The sequence below is a fragment of the Pedobacter sp. W3I1 genome (assembly GCF_030816015.1).
Lineage (GTDB): Bacteria > Bacteroidota > Bacteroidia > Sphingobacteriales > Sphingobacteriaceae > Pedobacter.
Genome location: NZ_JAUSXN010000001.1, coordinates 2,363,766 through 2,387,989 on the forward strand (window position 1 = coordinate 2,363,766; position 24,224 = coordinate 2,387,989).

Consider the following 24,224-nt stretch of genomic DNA (forward strand, 5'->3'; position numbering starts at 1 on the left):
CCTTTTGATAACCAAATCATACCTAATAAGAATGCATAAATTAATCTGCAGTGTTTTAATTTTTCTTTTATGTGGCACTGCCAAAGCACAGATTTCTATAGAAACATCGGCGGCGAAACTGGAAGTGAAGTTTAACAAAAAAGTACGTCTGATGAGTGGCGTCGGGCTGAGTGGCCAACATCAGCAAGCTATAAAAAGTTACTTAAAGAATGATGTACTACTATTGCGGCTGAATATTAACAAAGCCCTGGATACCGGTCAATTCTCAGGTGTTTTTTTTGATAATATCCCCGGTTTAAAGCAGGGAGTGACCATCTGGCGCTATAAGCCTTGGAACAGTTGGACCGAACCGGTAGCAATCACTGATGCTACCAAAATGAAAGAATGGGATGTTCAATTCTTTTACTGGCAATATGACGACGGTACATATGGTGCTGCAATTCCCCTATCTGGCAATGGCTTCAGGACGACTCTGGGTAGTAATGGAACTAAATGGGGAAGCAAGGCCCTTAGTTATTCTGTAAATAAAAATACTGAGGTTCCTGCTATGGCAATTGCATTTGACAGCGATCCCTATCGGTTGTTTGCCAGAATCTACAAGGCGGCGCTCGAAGACATGGGAAAAGCGGAAAATGAAATCTCCAAAAAGAAGTTTCCACAGCCCCTGGAATATATAGGCTGGTGTACCTGGAATTCTTCCGCCATGGGCAAAAACTTGGATGAAAAACACATTATCGAGGGTGTAAGGACCTTTACAGATCATAAATATCCTCTTGGATGGGTACTGATAGATGATGGCTGGTTTCAGCATAAAAATTCACAGCTCCGGTCCTTAGTTCCTGATCCAAAAAAGTTCCCCAATGGCTTTAAGCCATTGATCAGGAAACTCAAGGAAGATTATGGGATAAAGTATATGGGTGTATGGCACGCTCTGGGTGGTTATTGGAACGGGATTGATCCGGAATCTGAACTTGGTTATCGGTATAAGGGCAGGCTGTTTTCCTGGAGCCAGAAAGAACAGATAGCAGTGAAAAATTCTGCAGATAAACCTTATTATTTCATTAAGCCCGAGCGCAATGATATTTATGACTTTTATGGCTCCTGGCACAAATACCTGAGAGATGAAGGATTTGATTTTATAAAAGTAGATAATCAGACCGTAACTGAACGTATGGCCGTTGGCAATTATCCCATTTTCAATCTGTCAGAACATCTACATGATGCCTTATACAAGTCAGCGGATAAGTATTTTAAAGGTGCGGTAATCAATTGTATGGATATGAGTGCTGAATCGTACTTTAATTTTGGCACTTCAGCAGTTGCCCGTTCCGTAGAAGATTATTTTCCATATGAAAAAGGCGAAGGTTATAACATGGAGAAGGGAAATGCTGCAGCACACGTGCTTCAGGGAATATATAATGCCATTTATTTTTCTCAGATGGTTTACCCGGACTTTGACATGTTCCAGTCACATCATCCAAATGCAATCTTCCATGCCATAGCGCGAACCATTAATAACGGGCCGATATACCTGACTGATAATCCGGGGCAGCAGAATTTTGATGTTCTGAACAGCATTGTGCTTTCTGACGGTCGTTCCATACGTTCTGAAACAGCGCTGTTACCTACCGAAGACTGTTTATTTCAAGTTCAGGAGAAGAAGTTGTTTAAAGCTTATTCAACTGTACAGCGTACGGGCTTGCTGGTGCTCTATAACGCTGCTGACGCTGACGTGGTCAGCGGTAGTTTTAAAGCTTCTGATATACATGGTTTGAAAGGTGACCACTTTGCGATATACGAACACTTTTCAAAAGATCTGAAGATCGCGGATCCTAATGAATCTTTTAAAGTTAATCTTCCCAGGATGGGCTACCAGCTCCACTACATCGTGCCGATCCAGTATGGTTTTGCGGCTTTTGGCCTTATTAATAAATATAATGCACCGGCAACAATTGCTCATCAGACTTATACCGCTGATAAAGTAAAGGTTACACTTAAAGAAGGTGGCGTATTCAGAGGGTATAGTTCGAGGCCCATAAAGCAATTGACAATCAATGGCAGGAAAGCAGGATTTGATATCAAGAATGGCCTGGTGACTGTGAATGTACCTATGACCGGAGGGAACCCTGTAGTTGAATTTACATTCGCTAAGAAATAAGGTATGCTGGGACTTTCAAAATGAAAACCATGAATATATCAGATGCCGGGTGATTTTGATAATAAATTGGCATATATTGATAATCATTCAGACGGTCAAATTTTTAGATTTGAAAATTAGAACGTAGACTGCACTCATAATCTAACCAATAAGCAAACTAAAATGAAATTATCCCCATATTTTATCGTTACCAGCCTTACGGCGTTCTGGCTTCTGAACGGAGAACCCATTTCTGCACAAGAGCCTAAAGTCGAGCCGGTCATTATTAAAGCGGACCGGAATGTCTTAATCAGGAGTTTTGTGGACCTTCAGGGTGGTAAACGGCTCACTCATGCCATCAGTGTCGGGAGTCCCTTGAATGTTCATTATACCTATGATGCTGATAACGGCAAATTAATTCTGTTATGGAAAGGTGGATTTCTGGATGCGACACCAATGTGGCACGACAGGGGAGATGGCTCTTCCCATCCGCTTGGAAAAACTATTCAGTTGGGAGATGTAATGCCGGAAATGCAGATGCTCCCAACCCCACAATCTGTGTTTAAAAAAGATACGATTGGGTCAGGTTTCAGACCCAAAGGATATACCCTGGATAAAGATGGCAGGCCAACTTTTAAATATCTTGTTTATGGAGTTGAAATAAAGGATGCTACCAAGGTGATCGATAACTGTAAGGGTATTCATCGCGAAATTGAAGCTCGCGGAAGTTCAGCTAATCTGTATTTGTGCCTGGCCAAGGCAAACCTGATTGAGGAAAACGGAGCAGGAAATTACACAGTTGCCGACAATCTATACTCAGTGAAACTTGATGATGCTGAGCTTGTCAGGCCGTTCATTAGAACAATCGCAGGAATCAAAGAGTTGGTTGTTCCGGTCAAAAACAAAATCAGTTATTCTATTCTCTTTAACCAGTAGTATCATGATTAATTACCTGAATTTTTTTAAAACCTCTTCTGTCGGACTGTTTGCGATCTCATTTTTCCTGTTTTCTTCACAATGCTTTGGCCAGGCAGAATCTCCAAAGGAAGATGATTATTTTAAGATCATGAAAGTACCCGCTCCTGAAGGAGCAATCCTCGAAGTTGGTGGACTCTGTACATTGCCTAACGGCGATTTGGGTGTCACCACCAGGAGAGGGGATGTTTTCATCGTGAAAAATCCTTCTTCACTGAAACCAACATTTCAGAAATTTGCTTCGGGCCTTCATGAGGTGCTCGGACTTGCCTATAAAAACGGATCATTTTATTGTGTCCAACGGGGGGAACTTACTAAAATGACAGATACCGACAACGATGGAGTGGCCGATGATTTTGAAACCATATATGCCTGGCCATTGTCGGGAAATTACCATGAGTACAGTTTTGGCCCTAAGCTTGCTGCCGACGGATCTTTTTTTGTGACCCTGAACCTTGGATTTCCGCCCACCTGGTGGAACCCAAAAAGTATGGTTCCCTGGAGAGGCTGGGCACTCCATATTTTTGAAGACGGAAGGGTTGAACCCTGGGCTGCCGGTATGCGCTCACCTTGTGGGATCAGTATGATCGATGATCAGCTTTTCTATACCGATAACCAGGGAGACTGGGTTGGCTCGGGGAGTATCATGCAAGTGAAAAAAGGTGCATTTATGGGCCACCCATCCAGCCTGGTCTGGACCAATCTGCCGCAGTCTCCGCTCAAACTCAGTGAAAAAGATTTCTTTGCTAAGAATCAAACAAAGATGATTTACGACAGCAAGGGAAACAGTGTAAAGCCAGAAAACGATGTGAACGAAAAAGTGGTAACCGAGTTCGATATGAAGAAGAACTTTCCTGAACTCCAACTTCCTGCGGTTTGGTTGCCCCACGGAATTCTTGGTATTTCAAATTCTGAGATTGTAAAAATCCCTCCGGGCTCCTTTGGTCCTTTCGCTGGCCAGCTGCTGGTGGGCGATCAGGGGCAGAGCATGGTTAGCCGGGTGTTTATGGAAAAGATAAACGGTGAGTACCAGGGAGCGGCATGGCCTTTCAGAAGTGGTTTTCAATCGGGTATCGTGCGTCTGGCCTGGGGGAAGGACGGATCATTGTTTGCCGGCGAGACCAACCGGGGATGGGGTTCGGCCGGTGAGGCCACAGAGGGAATCCAGCGACTAGTATGGAATAACAAAATCCCTTTTGAAATGCTTAGTATAAAGGCTATGCCAGATGGGTTTGAAATAGCGTTTACCAAGCCTGTTGATAAAAAATACGCCTTAGATCTTGCTTCTTATTCAGTGGAGAGCTTTATCTATAAATACCACAGTGTGTACGGAAGTCCGCCGGTCAATAGCCAAAAGTGCAAGATAAAGGGCGTTCGCGTTTCAGCTGATGGCCGCACTGCCCGAATTATCGTAGCCAACCTGCGCAAAGGATATATTCACAACATTACATTGGATGGCATTCGCTCCCAGGAGAACTACTACAGCCTTGTACATCCAACAGCATATTATACTTTAAATAATATCCCGGAAGGGAAAGTGCTTAGCCTTGCAGAAGTAAGTACCAAAAATTCGACCTCAACTAAAACTTTGCCTTTGGCACAAAGCAAAAAGTCTCCATCAGGTGGAAAAACATCAGTAGTGAAAATTCCAACTTATGAGCAGGTGAAAGGGCTGCTAACTAAAAATACTTGCCTGGCCTGCCACAACCCGGATAAACGACAAGTTGGCCCCTCTTTTAAAGAGATTTCCACCAAAAAGTATACGGTCGAGGAACTAATAAGCCTGATTTATACGCCTAAACCAGAGCACTGGCCGGGTTATTCTACACCGATGCCGCCAATGACCAATGTTCCAAAAGATGAGGTGAAAAAAATTGCGGCCTGGATCAAATCATTAAATAAATAATACATCATTAGCTAAAGAAAATCAATCGATATATGAAACGATCAATATTAATTGTTGGGATACTCGTAACAAATGCACTGCTCATTCAGGCACAGCAACCTGCTAAGCCAGAAGATACTGAAATATGGGCTCCGGTACCTGCAAAGGTAAGTCCGGCCAAGGTGCCAGGAGCAGCGCCTTCAGACGCCATAGTTCTTTTTGACGGGAAAGATCTGGATCAGTGGGTGAAATCCAGCGATACTGTTTCAGCAGGAAAATGGAAGTTATCCGATGGGATCATGACGGTAGATAAGTCCATGGGTGATATCCAGACAAGAAAGAAATTTATGGATTTTCAGCTTCACATTGAATACCGGATTCCGGAAAATATAACCGGAAGTGGCCAGGGCCGGGGTAACAGCGGTATTTTTCTGGCTGCGCTTCCCTGGGGTGCAGGTGGATATGAGTTGCAGGTGCTGGATAATTATGAGAATAAAACCTATGTAAATGGTCAGGCGGGCAGTCTTTACAAACAATCGCCACCGATGGTAAATGCCTGTTTAAAACCCGGAGAGTGGCAAACCTTTGACGTCGCCTGGACGGCTCCCCGTTTTAACGAGGACGGTTCTGTAAAGTCACCGGCTGTAGCGACAGTCATTCATAATGGTATTTTAGTACAGAATGCGACCATACTCAAAGGGGATACACCTTACATTGGTCAACCTGTTTACCGCAAGCATGGAGCCTCGCCGATCAAACTACAAAGTCATGGCGATAAAAGCGAACCGATCAGTTATCGCAATATTTGGTTAAGAAAGCTTTAGTAACACCTAATTCTTTTAACTAGACTTTATTTATTATTTGTTATGGCTCTCTTGGACAAGCCGGGCTGAACTTTGTTACGGGTGCTTAAAAGGATTTCAGTAAAATGTACGGGAATAGCTTCGGAAATATAATTCCCGTCCCTGGCAAAGATCTCTATGGAAATCTTCCTATTGTCCTGAATTTTGCCGTTTGTTAAAGCCCTTAATCCATAAATTTACCCCTTACTTTTACATCCCGTTTTTTAAGCGCAATCATAATAGTTCATTTTATCGCTCCACAGTATTCGATACCTAAAAATGACATTACCAGAAAAATATCCTGCATACCATTATCAGGTAAACCCCGATTTAACCAGCATTGACTGGGACATACCAATTTATTCGCCCAAATAGAAAATACCTGGGGTTTGGTAGGAACAGAGGACCTGATAGATGGCTTTATCGGTTAAGAAAAGGTTTATTCTGTGATAGCTTTGATCTGCTGATTGATAATTAAAACTTTGGTGCATCTTTTCCTGTTCTTAGTAAAAGTGTTAACCAAATGAAAAAGATCTGTTTTTTGATGTCTGCCATTTTACTTCTCTGTGCTGCATCAAAGGCCCAGGAAAAGAAGAACATTTCTTATAACCTTTTTCACCCCGTTCCCAAGGCTGCGCTGAGGGAAATGGAGACCGACAGGCCAGATGTGACCGAATCCCCTATTACGGTCGATGCCGGCCACTTTCAGTATGAGGCGGACCTTTTCCGGTTGGAAAGGGAAAGGAGCGAAAATACTTTAACGGATAGCTACCTGTTGAATCAGGTAAATCTTAAACTTGGCCTGACCAGCTCTACGGCAGTTCAGGTCGTGGTTCAGAGTTATTCCTACCAGAGCGAAAAGTCATTGGATGATGGAACTATTGAACGCGCTCACGGATTTGGGGACATGACCGTGCGCATTAAACAGAATCTTCTGGGAAACGACAAGGGGACTTTTGCCATTGCGCTTTTGCCCTATGTAAAATTTCCCACCTCGCATGCGAACAAGGAAGAAAGATATGAAGGGGGATTTATCGTACCGATGTCTCTTAAGCTGCCCGGTGAATGGAAACTGGGCATGCAGATTGAAGCAGACCGCTTACAGGATAGTGAAGGACCAGGCCTTCACACCGAGCTGTTGCAATCGCTTACCATCGGACATGAAATTGTAAAGGGTGTTGATGGAATTGCAGAAACTTATTATAGCTACGACTGCGCTCAGCATCACTTTAAAAATTTTATCAACGCAGCCTTACAGGTAGAAGTTGCGAAGGATGTAAGGCTGGACTGCGGGCTAAACTATGGAATGCAGCAGGATGCGATGAAAAGTTATTTCCTGGGGCTTTCATTCAGATTGTAATGACTCAATAGTTCATGGTGATCATACTTCCGTAACTTTCAATTTATACTTTACTCTTTTTTGCCTCGCCACTTCGCCGGTACAATTTTTTTTGGGGAATCAGATGAGTATGGTGGTGATGGACCCGTTGTCTTAACCTGAATTATCTAGTTCAAAATTTCCCCCGGCCACTAAATGTGAAACCTTACCGATAAAACGGTCAATGTTAAAAGGCTTGCTGATAAAAACCATCTGCCTCACATTTTTTCACCTCACCCAGGGTGGCATATCCGTTTTGCCCCTGATTGTACTCAAAGAATTTTTAATCTGAAGGGGAGGGTCAACTACAGTATCGATTTTAAGTGTCCCGAATTTTTTGATCAGATGGTTACTGTATATACCCGTATTTTCCATCTCGGCAACAGCGTTCCTGGTGGTAAACTTCAAAGAAGCTTTCAGCTGTGCCAGATGATCCTTGATCGCTTTTGATTCATTGGAAATGGTGTTGTGGATTAAAATAGTTCCGCGGACCGTAACGGCTATATCCAGGGTTTCTTTTGATATGTCAATCCCGAAATAAAGGTACTTTTTTGTTTTATTCAATGCGTTCATAGGCGGTGGCTTTATGCCCCGTCTTAAACGGTCAGGCGTTTACTACAATTTAAGTATTACCTTAGTAAAAGCTTTGACTCACCTGACCGTCCTTTTAATTAGATCTGATCTTTAACTTATCCGGTCTCTTACTAACCTATGGGTCTTTCCTCGATCTATGCTTAAGTCTTCTACCGATACTAATGCTAAAATCCGTTAAAAGTTTGATGGGATATTACTTCATATCCGTCTTACTCGATATTGCAACTTTCCGGTCGCTTCTAACAAATTTAGCGATCAAAGGTGATTTAATCAATTTAATGTTCCTCAAATTACCTGATCAGATTGCTGGCTGAGGGATAACCGTGCCGTGTTTGACAGGGGGTGGTGCCGGAAATGAGACTTAGTAATAGGATTTCATGACTAAGCACGATGGGCCTTTTATCAAAAGCTTGCTTGAGGTCTTTGTCAACAATCCAGTCCTGGTATTACGCTGAAATACATTAATACTGCCTGAATATTCATTAGCAACCAGCAAAAACTTTCCGGAGGGATCGATCACGAAATTCCTTGGATGATCCCCCGCTGTTGGTTGATAGCCAACTGGTGTTAGCTTTCCAGATTTATTATTTACCCGGAATATCGCAATGTTATTTTCTTCACCTCTATTGGATGCATATAAAAATAGACCGTCCGGAGAGAGATGTATATCTGCGCTACTGTAAAATTGATGCAATTTGCTATGTAAGTCGATTTCTTGAATGAAGTCCAGTCGGCCATCATTTAGTGAGTAAACTGTGACAGCGCCCGAAAGTTCCGACAAACAATAAGCAAATTTTCCTCCTGGATGAAAGGCCATGTGTCGGGGGCCACTTCCGGGAACAGTTCGTATAAATGACTCTTGGCTTAAAGGCATTTTGTTCGACCCATCAAAGTGGAAATTACGGATTTTGTCTGCACCCAGGTCGGGTAGGTAAATAACTTGTCCATTAGGAGAAAAGTTAACCGAATGAATATGCGCGGACTTTTGCTGCGGCCTTATGCTGCTATCCTGGAAGAGGAAGATTTGAGCCGACTTATCGATCTCACCGTTCCTTTTTATAGGAAACGCAGCTACACCACCTCCAGTATAGCTGCCGCTAAGTAACCAGCGCTCTGTTTTATCGAGAGCTACGTAGACTGGATTTGCAGCTCCTGTAGGTTGCTGGCTGATTAGTGTTAACTGTTTGTCGAACTTGAAACTGCTTACGCTTCCCTTTTCTTCTGCCCTGGAATCTGTGCACGCATACAGGTATTTTCCATCTTTGGACAGCGTTAGAAAGGAGGGATTAAGCACACCCGGGTAATCGGTTATTTTCGACAGCTTACCAGTCTTGTTGTTAAAACTGTAAGCATAGATCCCAGGAAGTGTTTTGTCCATATTATAGGATCCGATGAAAAGAACTGTTTGTTGTGCTTTTGAGCTAAAGCAGCAAAACGTGAGGTAAAGAAATAGACAATATATACGCATGATCAATTAAACGATTATGTACAAAACTACTATTCTTAAGTAGATTCCCGCATGGATTGTGTTTTTAGGTAAATCGAAATGATTGCTAACTGACGATTTGTTTATGATTGGTGGCAACTATGGACTGTAATTGCCTTGTTGTACCTGTAGCTTAATGCCGCTGGCCACTTCTGCTGATAACGGCAAGGATTTACAGTTACGCCGATAATTGGGTATTTCTTTGAACTGTCGTTTTTAAATCGATTTAGCTTTCCTAAAAAAAATACTATATTAGTCTTCGGCAATTAAAAAATGCTAACCAAACAGATGAGAAATACCAGTTTGCCAATGATATGCCTAACGATCTTATTACAGCTGAATTATTGCAGGCCTGCGTTTTCACAGACTGCAAAGCTGCCGACTAGATGGACAGGAGAAGCAATGAAGGCCTTAAACCCATTTCCTGATTACCCACGTCCACAGCTGGTACGCACAGAATGGAAGTCTTTGAACGGCAGATGGGATTACATCGGTGGAAAGGATAAACCACGGGCTTTAAATCCGGAAATGCCGGCCTCCTTTGCCGCGAGATATGAACAGATTCTTGTTCCTTATTGCCCTGAGTCAGTAATCTCTGGTATCGGGCGCAATCAGGAGATTAATATGTGGTACCGAAAGCGTTTTGAAGTCCCCCAGAACTGGAAGGGAAAAAATGTGAGGATCAATTTCGAAGCGGTTGATCATGACGCTACAGTTTTTGTGAATGGAAAAAAAGCTGGTTTCCATTCTGGCGGGTATGATGCTTTTTCATTAGATATTACTGCTTTATTGAATGCGGGGACAAATGAGGTAATTGTTGCAGCGCACGATTTCAATGACGGGAAAATGCCCTCGGGAAAGAACGGGCCAAGAGGGGATTATACCTTTAGCTCGGGGATCTGGCAGAGCGTATGGCTTGAGCCAGTGGGTAACAATTATATCAAAAATATCAGGTTATTGCCCGACCTGGAACACAGTAGACTGAAAGTAACGGTCGATGGAAGTTCTTCTCTGGTCTCCGCAGTGGCGCTTGACGGCAATAAGATCATCTCAAAAGCGGAGGGACGTTCCGCAAAGGAATTTTATCTGCCTATAATATCGCCGAAGCTTTGGAGCCCGGAAGAGCCTTTTCTCTATGATCTGAAAATTACACTTAAAGATTCCAAGGGCAAAGTTGTTGATGAGGTTAGTAGCTATTTCGGCATGCGTGAAATCAGGTTGGGCAAGATAGAAGGCGTGGTACGTCCGCTGCTGAACGGAAAGTTTATCATGCAGGTTGGCCTGCTTGACCAAGGCTATTGGCCGGACGGGATCCTGACGGCTCCGGGCGATGACGCGCTGAAATCGGATATCGAATTTACAAAAAAAGCTGGCTTCAATCTAATCCGCAAGCACATGAAGACTGAGCCCAGGCGGTTTTATTATTGGGCAGATAAGTTGGGTATGTTGTTATGGCAGGATATGCCGGCAATCTGGTACCAGAACGAAGATACTGCACGGGTCAGACCGGCTTTCAGGCGTGAGCTAAAAGCGATCATGGATGAACATTATAACTCACCCTCGGTGATAGCCTGGGTACCCTTTAATGAGAACTGGGGTGCCTTCGATGTCCGGGAGATTACAGGTTGGGTAAAAAACTACGATCCTTCAAGACTGGTGAATGGAAATTCGGGGTTTAACAACAATCCCGGTTACCAGAAGGCGGCCGGTGACCCGGGTAACGGAGACTTTGTGGATACGCATATCTATGTAGGTCCTTATGATGCTTCAACGCCTGACAGTAAAAGGGCGGCTTCTCTAGGAGAGTTTGGGGGAGTCGGGCTTTTTGTGAGAGACCACATGTGGCCTGTAGAAAACAATGCATACGCTTATGAACCTACCATATCTGCGCTGACTGACAGGTACATACTTTTGATGAGCCAGGTGGAGCAGCTGATGAAGTACAAAGGGCTCAGTGTTGCTGTTTACACCCAGACCACAGATGTGGAGCATGAAGTGAATGGGCTGATGACCTATGACCGGGCAGTCGAAAAAATGGATATCAAAAGGATAAGTGAAATCAATAAGGCGGTGATTGCTGAAGGGCAAAAGATAGGCAAGCCATTTAAGATAAAATAACCTTTTCATTTCATTAGGAATTGAAAGGTTTTCCAGATAGAAATTGCGTTTTGCCCTATCCAGAAAAAGAACTTGAATTTCCTTTTGTCCCAGATCCTGCCAAGCGCATACCTGTCATTTGCGCAGGTAAAATCTTGATTAATGATCAAATCTCTGCTGAAGATTGTGGGGTAATCAAGAAGCAATTGGAAGAAAAGATTTACAGCTTAAAGAAAAACCTATATTCTTTTGATAAAAAACAGGAAGATGTGAATAACCTGATCAAAGATTTATCGAACACCAAGACTGAATGAGGTGTTGAGTTACTATGTCTGATTAATAGTGAGTTACATAAAATAAAAAACGAGACAAAACAGCCTAAAAACTGATTTGTCTCGTGAGGTGCTCCCGACGAGATTCGAACTCATATCGATGGTACCGGAAACCATAATTCTATCCATTGAACTACGGGAGCATAAGGCTGCAAATATAGGATTTGAAAACTTATTTTTTTGGCATTTTGAATAAAAAATAGACTTATTTTCCTTTAGTCTTTATCTGCAAAGTTTTCCTTAATATCAACGCTTTGGTATTAAGGGATCTTTAAACTTTTTTACACACAGTGCGCACCACACACATCGTTTTTGTGCTTTTTGCCACCCTGGCATATCAGTTGGTAAGCAGGATGAAGCAGCAGTTAATTCTGTAAGAAGGATAAATAAGGAAATTATGATTCTGATGTCGCTATCAAGACCGTACGTTAATGCGCTATAGGTGAGGAATGTTACGGCATGGAATCACAAACTTTTCACCCATTGAAAGAATAGATACCCTTAAATCCCTGATGGTTATTTTCTTGTTTTCATCGAAAGCGGTGACGTTTGATCCGTGGCTTATTTCTCCATCCAGCACTACAACCACTCCATTTCCAATAACTTCAGCATTGTTGGCCTCTGTAACTATAATGGCTGTATCTTCCTCAATACCGATACCGATGGAAGCAGGGTTTGTAGCGATCACCTGCGCCATCCTGACAAAACGGCCACGGTGCACGAAGTGTGTGTCGACACAGACATCTCTCAAAAACTCAAATCCGGTCGTAACCTTAACGCCGGCCGCAATCATTTCGGCTTCCCCATTGCCGTCAAATATCATCGGGGTAGACATGGCCATTGCGCCCGCGCTTGTGCCACCGATTACCAGTTTTTCATGGATGTACCTGTATTTAATGCGGTTGATGATTTCAGTTCCTCCATAGATAGCAGTGAGTTTGAGCTGATCGCCTCCTGCAAAAAAAATCCCGCTTGCGGTATTTAGCCTTTCGGTCATCTCCTCCTCAAACAGGCGGCATTCGTGATGGATATGGCCGCATGATTTTGCACCAAGCTCCTTAAAGCGTGCCTCATATACGCTGTAGGTTTCATTAACTTCTTCTGATCCTGCCGTTGTAATAATTTCAATGATGGGCGATTTGCCACAGAGTTCCAAAAAGGCCATAAGCACTTTTTTGTCTGTTCCCGCTGCAGGTGATTTATTTTCGGCACCTCCAATGAGCATGAGTTTTCCATTTGGTACTGGCCAAGCTGTGTTTTTCATGGATGTACGTTGTTTATTGAACCCTGTCCTGGATCTCCCGGGTAAAAGATTGTTTTTAGTCAATTTTAATGTTAAGTTGTCAAACTATTAAAAATATACTTTTGGGCTGTTATCTAAGGCCACGAAACAGACCATTCATCAAAACCGCTTGATTGATTGTCTTTTTTGCTGCCCTGGCTCTCATGATCGGAATTTTTTACGCTTTTGATGGCCTCATTTTTTTCCTTTAAAGCCGTTATAATCTCTTCTTCTAAAGAACTTTTTTCGTTTTCAATGTTTTCATCTTTCTGATGCTTCTTTTTAGCGCTATTCTTATTAATGTCTACCATAACAGATCTTATTATCGTTTCGATATATAAATAACATCACCCGATCTGTTGAAAGACCGGGTGATTTTCAGTTGCTTAATTAAGCCAATGGAGGAACGCCTGTTCCATAAGTACTCCATTGAGCAACACCTTCAGGTTCTGATTGGTCAACTTCCAGACTACGGATTTCTCCAAGTTGAATGCTCATGGCATTGGTCTGTTCACTCTCATCCAATTTTTCCTCATCCTGATTGGTAAGCCCTGCTGTTGCCGTTACATGGTTTAATGGATCTGCAATATATTCCCACTCCTTATCCATTTTTGGCATACTACCCTGGTTCCACGGCCCGCGCGCACTCGTAGGTGAGGACAGGTTAAAGTATTGTTGGGTAAACCTTGGATCAGACTGTAATATTCCGGGAGGGAAATTTGGTTGAATGGACTCAAGTGCAGCCTCGAACATTTTATAATGGGCAATTTCTCTGGTCATTAAAAAGGAAAGCGTATCCTTTACATAAGGATCTGTGGTAAATTTCATCAGATGCTCATATACAATCTTAGCCCGCGACTCGGAGGCAAGGTTGCTTCTTAAGTCTACGGTCAAATCACCATTGGAATGTATATAAGATGCGCACCACGGAATCCCCTGGCTATTACGCGGTGTAGGCCCGCCTCCGGTAATAATCGGGAACTGTGGGTTCGCTTTAAGGGCATCATGGATGATCTCTTCCTTTGCGGCTTTACCTTCCAGTACCTGCATGATTTCTGAAGAGTCTGCAGCTCTTTTAAGTTCACCGTTTACACCTTTGAGCAGCATTTGGATGGTAGCGCCAACAATTTCAAGGTGAGAAAATTCTTCTGTGGCAATATCCATGAGCATATCATATTTGTCTGGATATGGTTGCTTTGCGCTAAATGCCTGGGTAAAATATTGCATTGCTGCTGCGAGTTCTCCGTTTTCCCCGCCAAACTGTTCAAGCAGGATATTTGCAAATGCTGGATCTGGTTTGGAGACCCTCGCATTAAATTGTAAGTCTTTCGAATGATGGAACATAATTTTATTCTTTTTGTTGTCAGTAATAATTTATTAGGATTTATAAAGTATGGCTAGCCATTTTTGATCCCGGTTGTTTTAATCCTTTTCAGATTCATTTTCCCAGTCTTTTGGGTTGCGGCTTGTATCGGCATCGATGTGGTCTCCTTTAGGAATTTCCAGGTCTGCGGGTCGCTTATCTTCAAATGATTTTGGACCGTCTTCATTGTTCTGATCTTCATTGCCGAGTGGTTCGTCTTCCAACCCATGTTTTGTGTTCTCTCTGTTTTCCATAGTTATTTATTTTATCTTGCTGATTTTCAATTTAATGCCAATTTAAAATTGTTATTTCAACTGTGCCTGTAGACTAACGGCATCTTCCAGATGGGACCTAAGAGATGGGAGCTTAGCTTCGGCAAATGCCCTTAAATCCGGATCATATACGCCCATATCGCCAGCTGCATTTGAAAATAAAGTAACGGCATCCTGGTGTGAGGCAACCATGATTTGCATAAACACCTTGTCAAAAGATGCCGCATCCAGATTGTTCAGCTTTTGAAGGTTTGCCTGCTCTTTGGGCTGGAGTGCGGCCCCGATAACCCATCCTTTAGACGTTGCAAGGGAATTCATTTCATTTCCTACAGATGTATGGTCTGCAACCATGTGCTCGCCATAATGTTTTACGGCAGCATTTTGTGCCTTAAGCACTGCAATTGCGCCAGCTTGTACCTCGAAACTGTTACTGCTCGAAGCCTGGGTAACAAACGACTGATTGTCCATTTGGTAATTTTCTTCATTGTCCTTTTTGCAAGCCTGCAGGCATAATATCGTCAACGATACCAATACCATCAATTTTAATGTTTTCATAGTGTTTTGTTAATTGTTTCTATTAAGAACCTTTTTTTCGTGCTGCTGGTTTAGTGTGATATACCTGAAATGCAGGTGGTAAACCCCCTTGTTTAACTGCGTAGAAATATCTGCTTTAGCCTGCACCTGTGGAAGCGGTAGCCTAACCAAAAAAAATGCAAGACATTATAATCAGATTTCAGATTAATTTCCTGCTTGGATCAGCCCTTAATATCCTTCAGGTTGCTGACCGCATATACCCAAGCATTTTTTTCACAGTTTTGGCACTTATCTGCACTTGTATCTTGTTTATAAGCTCCACATGATTCACATACCCGGATTGCGGTTTGCGAATGGATTTTTTCTGACATTTCATGATCCCAATTTGGGATAGTTGATAAACCCGGCACCGGAATAGTATTTTTCAGACAGCTGAACGTTCCACTCGCTTCGAAGTATAACCGTTTCACCATTCCAAGATGGCTTATCCCTTCTGATCGTAGCTGCGATAGTACGCGGTCTTTTGTGATCCTGGTAAGTACCATGGCTTTTGGATTCATTACACCATCCTTTATCAGCATATTGTATTTATCCTGCGTTAAAGACTCGAATTTTATATTGTTGGCTGCAATTTTAGCGATCAGAATTTGAAGTGTAATGATAACCGCCGCTATGACAACCGCAGGCAACAAGCCTCTGTCAGGGTTCATTAATGGTACACCGACTGCAGCTGCGAGCGATGCCACAGCAGCCATTTCGTTACGGCTTAATTGCGAAGACATTCTTTTGCCCATCAGCCTCATTGATACCATTAATATCAGATAAATGGCGGCGGTACGGAATATAACTTCAATAAAAAAATGCATGGGTATTTCACCCTGGAGGATGCGTTGAATATCGGTCAGTTTGATCTCGTATTCTTTCATAACTTATTTAGCTAAAACTGCGTAACCCCAGTTTTTTTTATGACAATTTGTACACTTTTGGTATGTTTCATTCAGATTTGCAGCAGGATTTCCGCACTGCTGGCAAAGGCTCAGGTCCTTGTCGATTTTAAATTCGTGTCCCGCCTGTTCATCTGACGGAGGCAAGAGGCTTAGTCCCGGCTTTGGCTGATCATACTTGAAAATTGAGAAAATGCCACAGGCCTCCAGGTAAACCCGCTGTATTTCGCCAAGATTATAAATACTGGCATTCCTCAATACGGCAAGCATCTGCTCCCTTGAGATTTTCATTTTTTTAAGTTCATCGGTTAGTATTACGCCATCCCGGATAATCAGTGATTCGCTTCCCTGTGTCAGCAATTCTATTTTATGGCTTTTTACAGCCAGATAGGTAATGCCCCGCTGGAATACAAAAGCACAAAAAAGCACCAAAATACCCTGTAACAGCCCTTTGTCCGGTATCTGCATGGGTACTGAAACGATCGCTCCCAGGGTAAGCATTACGGCAAGCTCGGAGATTGTCAGCTGGCCACCCATTCTTTTGCCAAGTAGCCTGAGGGTAATCAACAGAAAAAGGTAAATGATAATCGATCTGATCAATACTTCCCACAAAAATTCTATTGGCGCTGTACCCATCAATATACGGTGCCAGTCGGCCCAGTGTATTTCCTCTTTTTTCATATTTGTTTATTGATCCCGGTTAGAAGTTTGATAAAGTTGATTTCTGATGGCTCTGGGATTGAGCTGCCCGATGGATGCGATTAAAACTTTTAACTTATCAGGCCTAACTTTGCCGGTTAATGTAACCACCTCATCACAAACCGAGACAGCAACACCGGGGTATTCAACCGATACACTGTCGGCTTTCTGTTTCAGTTCCAGGTTATGGTCTACTTTCACAGCATTGATCCTGATCTGATCGTTTACTGATTTAATTACATGTATGGTGCCGATTTTTTCTCTTACCAGGTTTCTGGAATGCGCTGTTGGACATGATCCCCATAAATGTACCCTGGCATCGCTGACCGTAAACATCACACCCACAAAGTTGAGGTCTTCTTTCGCTTTGCTTACCAGGTCAGCCTTGATCTCCTGATCTCTCTTTTCACTATTGCATGATAATACAAGCGGATAGGTTAACATGAGCATAAAAAGCCTGGTGCAACTTATTTTACTGTTTTTCATTTTAACGTACATTTAATATTATGCCAGGGCTTGACGGCCTGAACGTGCACTAAATGCTCAACAGGGCTTTTGTGCTGTCGGTTTTATTTGATATTAGAACACGTATATATAGTAGCGGTTAGCCGTATTTTAACGGGGACAACGTGTTTTAAACTGGAAATAATTTTATAAGCCCCATTTTGCACGATTGGCAATTATATTTCGGGTATTTAGCCTCAATAAACAGATAGTTTTAGATCAGTAATCTCAGCTATGGTTGGGTTGTATAAAAGGGGTGAACGAATACCAAAAAAGGTTCAAACGGATAGTTATTTCGATTTTGTTGCTTTCTGGTGGATTTAGGCCGGCAGGGACCGGACAGTTAAAAACCAGATTGTAATTATAGCATTTGTACCTATTAAAACAGAAATGAGTTTTAATGCTTTTATGATGCTGAAACACACTGGTCATTTAATTTGCCCAGTGTGTTTCAGCTCCTATTTACTACCAGCTGATTTTTACATTTTGATTACCGGCAATGCTGTATTCGAGCATTTCTGCAGTATGTTTTATGGGAGTGATTTTTTCTTTGTCCCAGAAGACTTCGATGTCCGTTTTTTCCTTTTCCCGGAATAAGATAATAATCCTGCAATTCAGCTGATCACTACCTCCGGTTAAAAAAGAAACCGATTTTCCCCGGTTTTGGAACTTGGATGTCGGATAATCGCAAAAAATAATAAACGATTCATTTTTAATTCTATAGTACTGGTTCGGGATTACACCAAAGGCGATTCCTGCACCATATACTTCCTGGCCAACTTCTCCCGACTGCTCCCATCCATCATGAAGGTCTTCCAGCGCAATCCACAATGTCGGATCGACCTCTCCTGTTTTACTTTCCTGGGCGATCATATCGCCTTTCAGCAATGGCGGATAATAATAAACCACACGTCCTACCATATGTCTGATAAACTCGGCTATCAGTAACCTTACCGATGGCAGGATCTCTAAATCCTCCACTTCTTTGATATAATCATGAAGTGCGGAATATACCTCTTGTTCCTCGTATGCAGCTGTGTAAGGAGCGTCCTTGAGAGGGAAAACTCCAAAAAATGTCGGAAAATTTTTGGCATTGCCATAATCACATTCCCAAAGCTGGACATTGTCAAACAACGATGCCAAACAGACATAACTTAATTCCAGAAAGGTTTTATCCTGTGTTTCTTTATATAATCTGATCATTGCCCCTGCAGAAAATGCAGTGTTATTCGCCTGGTAAAACAGCTCGAAACTTAATCCCTTTAGTTTAACTGCTGCTTTTTTAGCCTCCTTTAAAAACTTACTTTCCCCTGTTATTTTCCACATCCTCAACATTAGGTCGGCATAAGTACCTGGAACGTCTTTTTCGCCGCCTTCTCCTTCAGCGGTTTCTGCTTTAATTATATCCAGGGTATCCATCTGGTAAAATACCGGCCACTCGTAATTGAACTTCTTTGCCACCCTGATGGTATAGTCGATTGATTTTAACAGGATTTCTTTTGCTTTCTTATCCCCACGCTCGCTCAGCCGCGCCAGATTCATCAAGGGGTGATGAAGGTACCAGGCGTCCATTACACGCGGTTTCTTCTGCTCTTCAGAATGGTCAAGGTTTTTTTCGGCGGATGGGAGCCACCTTACAATTGTTCCTATATCTTCCTGGTAAAAATTTTCAAGACCAGATCTAAGCTCATCTACAAGCTGGTGACTGGTTTCTTCTTTCCAGTCGAGGTAATCAAGCATAGGGAGCAATACGGCTAATTGCACCATCACTTCCGGAGGGGTTTTATAATCGGCTACGTAAGCGTTTAAATAACTGTGCCCGCCGGAAAAAGTCCAGCAGCCTTTATGATAAGTCAGATCTTTTAAACCATTTTCAACAGTATCAAGCCAGTTGTGATAAATACGTTCGGGACGGGGCAACCTTAAATAAGTTGCGGCCAACTGATCCATATATGCTGTTGCAATCTCGGCAGGGGTATCAGGCAGCTGCGTTGAAAGACTTACAAAAGCATCGTTAAAGGTATAGGTTTTATCTTTCTCTAAAGGTGCATTGGTGGCAGGTAAAGAAAAGCCTATTTCCGGCCACTCTCCGCCAACTGTCCCCCCAGCACTGCATTTTGTCGTTTCGCAGTAGGAGTTAAGTGCGGTCAGATTCTGAAAGTAGAATACGGAACCGGATCTACCGTCATTGAAAAATATAATGCCCGATCGGGTACCCCTTTGCTGGGTATGTACAGTGCTCTTTTGTTTGATGTTGCCCTTTTCGTCAAAACTGAGGATGTCTCTCGGCCAGAATGGGATAACCAGCGGGATTTTTGGCGTTGCCATCACCGTATACCTGAAAAAAAGTTTTTCAATCTCATACTTTACGCTTACCTCGTAAATAATGGTAGAACAGGCAAGTATAAATCTGATTTCATGATTTTCATGATGAATCTTTTTAATATTAAGTTTGCCTGATGGTGAAAATGCCGTGCGGAAAGCAATACGTTTTCCATCAGGCCACTCCTTAACAAGCCAAAGTGTATCACTGGTTAAATAAGCCGATAATCGGAGTTCTTTTGATATCTCAGCTGCCGGTTCAAGTAATTTAAGTTCTGACTGGGCATTTGCCGCCCAAATGGAAATCGGTTTCATATTAAATATAAGTGAAAAGTTAAATGTTAGCCAATTGCTCCTACGCTGTTGGTGTTCCTGTTACTCGCCCAGCTTTAACAGTGGCCATCTTTCTGGCTCCATAGAGATGCAACTGATCCGGCAGAATTTAGCTCTTGTTTAATTGTCCTAAAAAACCTGGATACCTGTTGAAATGAAAAATAAAGAACCGCATCTAATTGGACAGTAACTTTTTAGCTAAAGTTAAATTATTTTGAAGCCAGAAGCGCAATTTTTAAACCTTCAAAGGCATCTTCAATGGTAATAGTTAACTTATGTTCTTTATCCTCTATTTTTTTTATGATGTCCAATAAAATTGATTGTACGCACTGACCATAGACTTCTCCCTTGGTTTGGTTTATTTCAAAAGTACCCGAAAGCATCTCTTCAACCTGGTAAGTTATTCCACCACTGTTTATCGTTTTATCCCCTGTTTGCACATCAGCACCGCCCCAGCCCTCGGGCCGTGATACATCTCTTAATGATGCCAAAGGAGTAGATTCGTTTGCTGTCCAGCCTGGAATGCTGTTCAACTGCTCTTTGCTATCGCTATTCGTTAATGCTTTTATAGAGCCCTTCATTGGCATCCAGCCTTCAATTTCTACCCGGGCAAGATCATATGCTAAATGTATAGTGGTTTGCTCGAACAAACCGGGGCCTGAAAAAGCATGGTAGTAACTGGCTATTAATCCTTCGTTATATAAGACCATCGCCGATACCCTGTCATGCTGATGCTCGTTTCTCTGGGTTGAGTAACCATGTACTTCTCTGTATTGCTGATCGCCAAGGGCGTTAACGATATCGAAAAAGTGTACCCCATGTTCCACAAGTATGCCGCCTGACATTCCTTTTTTCCAGAACCAGTGATCTGCTGGCAGGGCTTCATCTTGGGCGTAATTGTTTATTACTACGTGTCTGAGCTTGCCAAATACTCCGGCACGGCCTAATTGCATGAAACGCTGAATAATAGGGTTATAACGGATCATATGATCTACCGTTATTACCATTCCTGTTTCCTTCTGTGTTTCAATAATCCAGCTGGCGCCTTCTTCGGTGATGGCCATAGGCTTTTCGAGCAATACATGTTTACCCGCCTTCATTGCTGCGCAGGCCATTTCGGCGTGCAGGCCAGGTGGGGTAACAATACTGACTATATCTATCTCAGGATCATTGATCAGTTCTTGCCAATTGGAATAGACTTTGCAGCTATTGGCACTTTCGAAACCTTTACCAGACTCTGCAATGGCGGTAACTTCTACATTGTCCAGCTTGGACCACCAATAATGGAGGAACCTGCCAAATCCTCCATATCCAATTATTCCGATCTTGTATCTTTTCATCGTTTAATATTTCTTATTATTGATATACTACTGTATGTGTATGTTCTTTTATTAAGAAATAACATTGCCCAATAACTGAAGGTTTTAAAAAAACAAGAGAAATAAATATTTCGAGCGACATTTCAGAATGGATACTACTTTCCATAGTTCATTAATTGGTCTTCAAGCATTATTTCTGCTTTTTGCAATATCAAAATAGAGGTTTTCTGTATCCGGTTTCTAATAGGCTGTTATGAGAAACTTTCTGGAGTGTAGACATAATTGCTTTGACTAAATGCGCTTTGACAAAAACGGCTGTATCATAGGCACACGGCCAGTGCGCAACCACCCTTAATGCTCATCATGATGAAGTAGACAAATGAACCCGGTTGGTTCCTGGTATACCGCTACTCCGGTCAATTTTGATATTCCTTTAGTTTTGATGTTTTGGTTCTCAAAGAGATCATACTAAAAATTTTTATTTAGTTTATAACCGGTATCATCTTTCCTGGCCCTGGCCCGGTACTTCATCAGGAAATTTTTCACCTCATCCGGGGGATCTATATGTGCGACTATCCGCTTAATGTCGATATCACTGCTTACCGCTTTACGCAGGTTGTTTTCCCAGTCGTCCAGCGCCTCTTCAACAGAATTTCCGCGGCCGAATACACCATGTTTCGGATCTTCACCATAAAGCACGCATACATAATCTCCATCTCTAAAAACAGATGGGCTGAGCTTTTTGGCAACACCTTTTAGCGGTATGTTGATCAGCATTTCCTGGGGAATATTCATGATGCACTTTTTAATGTCATTAGTAATCATTTAACGAGGATAGGTCTCTCGGCTTTAATATGTATGTTATAGCATAATGTATTATTTAAAACTTAATTATTGTTAGGCCTCCTGTTGGATGGAATTCCAATATCCTTTATTGCTTTTAAATGACGACGCAGCATAGGCAGGTTTTTTGAGGCAAAGGATCTGATCTGCGGATCTTCAGATTTTTCGGCTGCTTCGAAAAGTGAAATTGCATCTTCATGGTCACTGATGGCCATTTGAATATATACTCCATCAAAAGCGAGGCCATCAAAGCCGCTTAATGCACTTACTGCATCACTTACATCCTGTTGATCCAAAATTTTCTCCTCACCTCTGTTAGGCCCTTCGGATGTTCCTCCACTTTTATTGGATGTTGACCCTGATATCATACTGCCGCTTGCAACCCCGTTGGCACCGTTATTAACTCCTTCACCTGTTTTCGGAATATTTCCCTGCGTATTTTGGTCGGAAAGCGTCGCCGATGGGGAGGCGGCTGTTCTTTTATCCGCTTTTTGATGTCGGGCTGTGCTGGTAGGCATAACAATATTTTTCGATTTTGCCAAAGTCATCAGCTCAATGTTGACACGGTGATGGTCAGAAAGCTCCATTTCACTAAACGCTTTTAATTTTTTGTCCTGCGCTTTTTTATTTGCCAAATTTGCAGCGCCGACCACCTTAATCCTGTTTAACGCGGCCTGTTCTATAAATTGCCTCCCTGTAAAACTTGCCTTTGGTTTTACCGGTACCTGGGCTATTGCCAAGAGAGATGTGCTAAGAGAGATGACTGTAGCGAAAAATAATTTCATGATTTTTATTGCTATGGGTTAGCCGTTATCCTTTATTAAAACCTTTTTATTTCTTGAATTTTATACTCAGCGGATCTTTTTGGAAGCAGCACCTGGTTGCTGATACTGATCAGTGCCCCTTGTTCTATAGATCGTTAAGCGTACTCACATTACCCGTTTCTATAATAATGGCATATATTTGCCACTACGTTTAGATATCCTTCTTCGCGTAAGGCTTACTGTTCATGACTAAACCTAGACGCATGCTTAGCGCATACCCAGAGCTTTATCATTCGCCATTAAATTCCAATTTGCCATCTATCACGGAAAGCAGTGTGTTTTTTTGAGCCAAAGCATTATAGACAGGGTATCTGTTACCTTTATCCTTTAACGCCGTAATTAATTTTTTACTTATCATATCCATTCTTGTCTTGTACTTCAACCTCTTTTCGATGATGTCCTCTATGTCGGTTTCAATAACTGATGCATCAATTTCATGGCCAAGGGTATGGATTTTGTCAAGTAGTTCAATATAAGTAGTAAAGTATTCCTGAATATTATCATTTTCCATAACCTATTAACCCAAAAAACCATATCTTGGTTTTGACACAATTGTCCGTTTTTTCTAAGATTGGCTATTTGCCGTTATTACCGTTTTTATGGTTCACTAATACGATCCATTGAACAATCCGAACAATGGGAAGCACTATTTTTTTGAGAAAGATCAAAACCCTTATCTTTTATAGTAATGCCATCGAAGATTTACCTTATTGAAAATGCAACATTGGATTACCACAACTAGCCCTGAGGAAAGTTCAGGGCTAGTCTCTGTTCTCATTTTTTCTTAAAGAGATGCCTTACCACCAAGCTGCCGATGGTCAGCATTACTGCCGCCTTTGCGATCATGCCGGCAGGATTATGTCTGAATTCTGACCTCCAGCCCCGTTCTTTGGCTATATCCGGAATTGTACCCTTTTTCAGGTCTTCAATTATCCCTTCCCAGGCATTGATCCTGTCTGCCATAATCAATGGTATCCAGTGGCGGTATCTGTCCTCGCTGTGTCTGAAAGCATATCTGCGAATCATTCCGCTCAGGCCGGTAGGCGGCACAGATGTGCCGAATACCACGCTGTTCTGCGGTCGCTCGTTAGATTTTAGCAACTCAATATTCAATGGCTGTTGTTCAGCTTTTTCGTAATTGCTGCGCTTATGGTCATCTCCTGTATAGTTTTTAATGGGATAGGTGGGCTCATTGTCTGGATCGATGTCCATTCCCCATCCAGGAATATTTTTGAAATCTTCATTTTGTATGTTCATAA

The 24,224-nt window shown here is 42.3% G+C and carries 23 protein-coding genes and 1 tRNA gene; 7 read left to right on the forward strand and 17 right to left on the reverse strand.

The features are described from left to right. Positions 1 to 31 precede the first annotated feature (31 nt). The 5 genes from QF042_RS09885 (at position 32) to QF042_RS09905 (ending at position 7,199) form a co-directional block, all read left to right on the forward strand. On the forward strand, positions 32 to 2,158 hold the full coding sequence (locus QF042_RS09885) for a Sip1-related alpha-galactosidase (RefSeq protein WP_307527785.1): 2,127 nt from the start codon (positions 32 to 34) through the stop codon (positions 2,156 to 2,158). Between the two features lie 162 nt (positions 2,159 to 2,320). Then, the gene (locus QF042_RS09890) at positions 2,321 to 3,073 is read left to right on the forward strand and encodes a hypothetical protein (protein WP_307527787.1); all 753 of its coding nucleotides are present in this window, start codon (positions 2,321 to 2,323) and stop codon (positions 3,071 to 3,073) included. 4 nt (positions 3,074 to 3,077) lie between these two features. Next, complete coding sequence (locus QF042_RS09895; protein ID WP_307527789.1) at positions 3,078 to 5,018, forward strand: c-type cytochrome; 1,941 nt, start codon at positions 3,078 to 3,080, stop codon at positions 5,016 to 5,018. Positions 5,019 to 5,050: 32 nt separating this feature from the next. Continuing rightward, on the forward strand, positions 5,051 to 5,821 hold the full coding sequence (locus tag QF042_RS09900) for a DUF1080 domain-containing protein (RefSeq protein ID WP_307527790.1): 771 nt from the start codon (positions 5,051 to 5,053) through the stop codon (positions 5,819 to 5,821). A gap of 541 nt (positions 5,822 to 6,362) precedes the next feature. Continuing rightward, positions 6,363 to 7,199 (forward strand): transporter, encoded by an 837-nt coding sequence (locus tag QF042_RS09905; RefSeq protein WP_307527792.1) that lies wholly within the window; start codon positions 6,363 to 6,365, stop codon positions 7,197 to 7,199. 246 nt (positions 7,200 to 7,445) lie between these two features. On the opposite strand, the gene QF042_RS09910 is transcribed toward QF042_RS09905, so the two are convergent. Next, on the reverse strand, positions 7,446 to 7,790 hold the full coding sequence (locus tag QF042_RS09910; RefSeq protein WP_307527794.1) for a transposase: 345 nt from the start codon (positions 7,788 to 7,790) through the stop codon (positions 7,446 to 7,448). A gap of 382 nt (positions 7,791 to 8,172) precedes the next feature. Continuing rightward, positions 8,173 to 9,279 (reverse strand): lactonase family protein, encoded by a 1,107-nt coding sequence (locus QF042_RS09915; RefSeq protein WP_307527796.1) that lies wholly within the window; start codon positions 9,277 to 9,279, stop codon positions 8,173 to 8,175. A 306-nt stretch (positions 9,280 to 9,585) separates the two neighbouring features. Between QF042_RS09915 and QF042_RS09920 the strand changes: the two genes are divergently transcribed. Next, positions 9,586 to 11,415 (forward strand): glycoside hydrolase family 2 protein, encoded by a 1,830-nt coding sequence (locus tag QF042_RS09920; RefSeq protein WP_307527798.1) that lies wholly within the window; start codon positions 9,586 to 9,588, stop codon positions 11,413 to 11,415. Positions 11,416 to 11,549: 134 nt separating this feature from the next. Then, the gene (locus QF042_RS09925; protein WP_307527800.1) at positions 11,550 to 11,708 is read left to right on the forward strand and encodes a hypothetical protein; all 159 of its coding nucleotides are present in this window, start codon (positions 11,550 to 11,552) and stop codon (positions 11,706 to 11,708) included. A gap of 89 nt (positions 11,709 to 11,797) precedes the next feature. Here QF042_RS09925 and QF042_RS09930 read toward each other — a convergent pair. The 15 genes from QF042_RS09930 to QF042_RS10000 all read right to left on the reverse strand — a co-directional run bounded on the left by QF042_RS09930 (position 11,798) and on the right by QF042_RS10000 (position 24,222). Then, positions 11,798 to 11,869, reverse strand: a tRNA-Arg gene (locus QF042_RS09930). A gap of 293 nt (positions 11,870 to 12,162) precedes the next feature. Beyond that, complete coding sequence (locus tag QF042_RS09935) at positions 12,163 to 12,990, reverse strand: cyanophycinase (protein ID WP_307527803.1); 828 nt, start codon at positions 12,988 to 12,990, stop codon at positions 12,163 to 12,165. Positions 12,991 to 13,103: 113 nt separating this feature from the next. After that, positions 13,104 to 13,319: a hypothetical protein gene (locus tag QF042_RS09940; protein WP_307527804.1), complete on the reverse strand. Its 216-nt coding sequence runs from the start codon at positions 13,317 to 13,319 to the stop codon at positions 13,104 to 13,106. 79 nt (positions 13,320 to 13,398) lie between these two features. Further along, complete coding sequence (locus tag QF042_RS09945) at positions 13,399 to 14,352, reverse strand: manganese catalase family protein (RefSeq protein WP_307527806.1); 954 nt, start codon at positions 14,350 to 14,352, stop codon at positions 13,399 to 13,401. 78 nt (positions 14,353 to 14,430) lie between these two features. Then, the gene (locus tag QF042_RS09950; RefSeq protein WP_307527809.1) at positions 14,431 to 14,625 is read right to left on the reverse strand and encodes a hypothetical protein; all 195 of its coding nucleotides are present in this window, start codon (positions 14,623 to 14,625) and stop codon (positions 14,431 to 14,433) included. A gap of 51 nt (positions 14,626 to 14,676) precedes the next feature. Next, positions 14,677 to 15,198, reverse strand: a complete 522-nt coding sequence (locus QF042_RS09955; RefSeq protein WP_307527811.1) for a DUF4142 domain-containing protein — start codon at positions 15,196 to 15,198, stop codon at positions 14,677 to 14,679. A 200-nt stretch (positions 15,199 to 15,398) separates the two neighbouring features. After that, entirely contained in the window at positions 15,399 to 16,103 is a 705-nt protein-coding gene (locus QF042_RS09960; protein WP_307527813.1) for a DUF421 domain-containing protein, read from the reverse strand. Between the two features lie 3 nt (positions 16,104 to 16,106). Continuing rightward, positions 16,107 to 16,802, reverse strand: coding sequence for a DUF421 domain-containing protein (locus QF042_RS09965; protein ID WP_307527815.1), 696 nt, complete (start codon positions 16,800 to 16,802; stop codon positions 16,107 to 16,109). Positions 16,803 to 16,808: 6 nt separating this feature from the next. Continuing rightward, positions 16,809 to 17,306 carry a BON domain-containing protein gene (locus tag QF042_RS09970; RefSeq protein WP_307527817.1) on the reverse strand — a complete coding sequence of 166 codons (498 nt, stop codon included), beginning with the start codon at positions 17,304 to 17,306 and terminating at the stop codon, positions 16,809 to 16,811. A 483-nt stretch (positions 17,307 to 17,789) separates the two neighbouring features. After that, positions 17,790 to 19,961: a hypothetical protein gene (locus QF042_RS09975; RefSeq protein ID WP_307527819.1), complete on the reverse strand. Its 2,172-nt coding sequence runs from the start codon at positions 19,959 to 19,961 to the stop codon at positions 17,790 to 17,792. Positions 19,962 to 20,188: 227 nt separating this feature from the next. Beyond that, positions 20,189 to 21,319, reverse strand: coding sequence for a Gfo/Idh/MocA family protein (locus tag QF042_RS09980; protein ID WP_307527821.1), 1,131 nt, complete (start codon positions 21,317 to 21,319; stop codon positions 20,189 to 20,191). A 447-nt stretch (positions 21,320 to 21,766) separates the two neighbouring features. Beyond that, positions 21,767 to 22,093 carry a hypothetical protein gene (locus QF042_RS09985; protein WP_307527823.1) on the reverse strand — a complete coding sequence of 109 codons (327 nt, stop codon included), beginning with the start codon at positions 22,091 to 22,093 and terminating at the stop codon, positions 21,767 to 21,769. A 92-nt stretch (positions 22,094 to 22,185) separates the two neighbouring features. After that, a complete protein-coding gene (locus QF042_RS09990; protein WP_307527825.1) occupies positions 22,186 to 22,926 on the reverse strand; it encodes a DUF4142 domain-containing protein in 741 nt (246 codons plus the stop codon). Positions 22,927 to 23,194: 268 nt separating this feature from the next. Beyond that, positions 23,195 to 23,476 carry a hypothetical protein gene (locus tag QF042_RS09995; protein ID WP_307527827.1) on the reverse strand — a complete coding sequence of 94 codons (282 nt, stop codon included), beginning with the start codon at positions 23,474 to 23,476 and terminating at the stop codon, positions 23,195 to 23,197. 263 nt (positions 23,477 to 23,739) lie between these two features. Next, the gene (locus QF042_RS10000) at positions 23,740 to 24,222 is read right to left on the reverse strand and encodes a hypothetical protein (RefSeq protein WP_307527829.1); all 483 of its coding nucleotides are present in this window, start codon (positions 24,220 to 24,222) and stop codon (positions 23,740 to 23,742) included. Positions 24,223 to 24,224: the final 2 nt, after the last annotated feature.

Excerpts from the sequence above, each read along its gene's own strand:
- QF042_RS09995 (WP_307527827.1), bottom strand. The coding sequence starts at position 23,476 with ATGGAAAATGATAATATTCAGGAATACTTTACTACTTATATTGAACTA.
- QF042_RS09990 (WP_307527825.1), bottom strand. The coding sequence starts at position 22,926 with ATGAAATTATTTTTCGCTACAGTCATCTCTCTTAGCACATCTCTCTTG.
- QF042_RS09985 (WP_307527823.1), bottom strand. The coding sequence starts at position 22,093 with ATGAATATTCCCCAGGAAATGCTGATCAACATACCGCTAAAAGGTGTT.
- QF042_RS09935 (WP_307527803.1), bottom strand. The coding sequence starts at position 12,990 with ATGAAAAACACAGCTTGGCCAGTACCAAATGGAAAACTCATGCTCATT.
- QF042_RS09895 (WP_307527789.1), top strand. The coding sequence starts at position 3,078 with ATGATTAATTACCTGAATTTTTTTAAAACCTCTTCTGTCGGACTGTTT.
- QF042_RS09955 (WP_307527811.1), bottom strand. The coding sequence starts at position 15,198 with ATGAAAACATTAAAATTGATGGTATTGGTATCGTTGACGATATTATGC.
- QF042_RS09900 (WP_307527790.1), top strand. The coding sequence starts at position 5,051 with ATGAAACGATCAATATTAATTGTTGGGATACTCGTAACAAATGCACTG.
- QF042_RS09960 (WP_307527813.1), bottom strand. The coding sequence starts at position 16,103 with ATGAAAGAATACGAGATCAAACTGACCGATATTCAACGCATCCTCCAG.
- QF042_RS09920 (WP_307527798.1), top strand. The coding sequence starts at position 9,586 with ATGAGAAATACCAGTTTGCCAATGATATGCCTAACGATCTTATTACAG.
- QF042_RS10000 (WP_307527829.1), bottom strand. The coding sequence starts at position 24,222 with ATGAACATACAAAATGAAGATTTCAAAAATATTCCTGGATGGGGAATG.
- QF042_RS09945 (WP_307527806.1), bottom strand. The coding sequence starts at position 14,352 with ATGTTCCATCATTCGAAAGACTTACAATTTAATGCGAGGGTCTCCAAA.
- QF042_RS09965 (WP_307527815.1), bottom strand. The coding sequence starts at position 16,802 with ATGAAAAAAGAGGAAATACACTGGGCCGACTGGCACCGTATATTGATG.
- QF042_RS09885 (WP_307527785.1), top strand. The coding sequence starts at position 32 with ATGCATAAATTAATCTGCAGTGTTTTAATTTTTCTTTTATGTGGCACT.
- QF042_RS09975 (WP_307527819.1), bottom strand. The coding sequence starts at position 19,961 with ATGAAACCGATTTCCATTTGGGCGGCAAATGCCCAGTCAGAACTTAAA.
- QF042_RS09980 (WP_307527821.1), bottom strand. The coding sequence starts at position 21,319 with ATGAAAAGATACAAGATCGGAATAATTGGATATGGAGGATTTGGCAGG.
- QF042_RS09970 (WP_307527817.1), bottom strand. The coding sequence starts at position 17,306 with ATGAAAAACAGTAAAATAAGTTGCACCAGGCTTTTTATGCTCATGTTA.
- QF042_RS09905 (WP_307527792.1), top strand. The coding sequence starts at position 6,363 with ATGAAAAAGATCTGTTTTTTGATGTCTGCCATTTTACTTCTCTGTGCT.
- QF042_RS09950 (WP_307527809.1), bottom strand. The coding sequence starts at position 14,625 with ATGGAAAACAGAGAGAACACAAAACATGGGTTGGAAGACGAACCACTC.
- QF042_RS09940 (WP_307527804.1), bottom strand. The coding sequence starts at position 13,319 with ATGGTAGACATTAATAAGAATAGCGCTAAAAAGAAGCATCAGAAAGAT.
- QF042_RS09890 (WP_307527787.1), top strand. The coding sequence starts at position 2,321 with ATGAAATTATCCCCATATTTTATCGTTACCAGCCTTACGGCGTTCTGG.
- QF042_RS09910 (WP_307527794.1), bottom strand. The coding sequence starts at position 7,790 with ATGAACGCATTGAATAAAACAAAAAAGTACCTTTATTTCGGGATTGAC.
- QF042_RS09915 (WP_307527796.1), bottom strand. The coding sequence starts at position 9,279 with ATGCGTATATATTGTCTATTTCTTTACCTCACGTTTTGCTGCTTTAGC.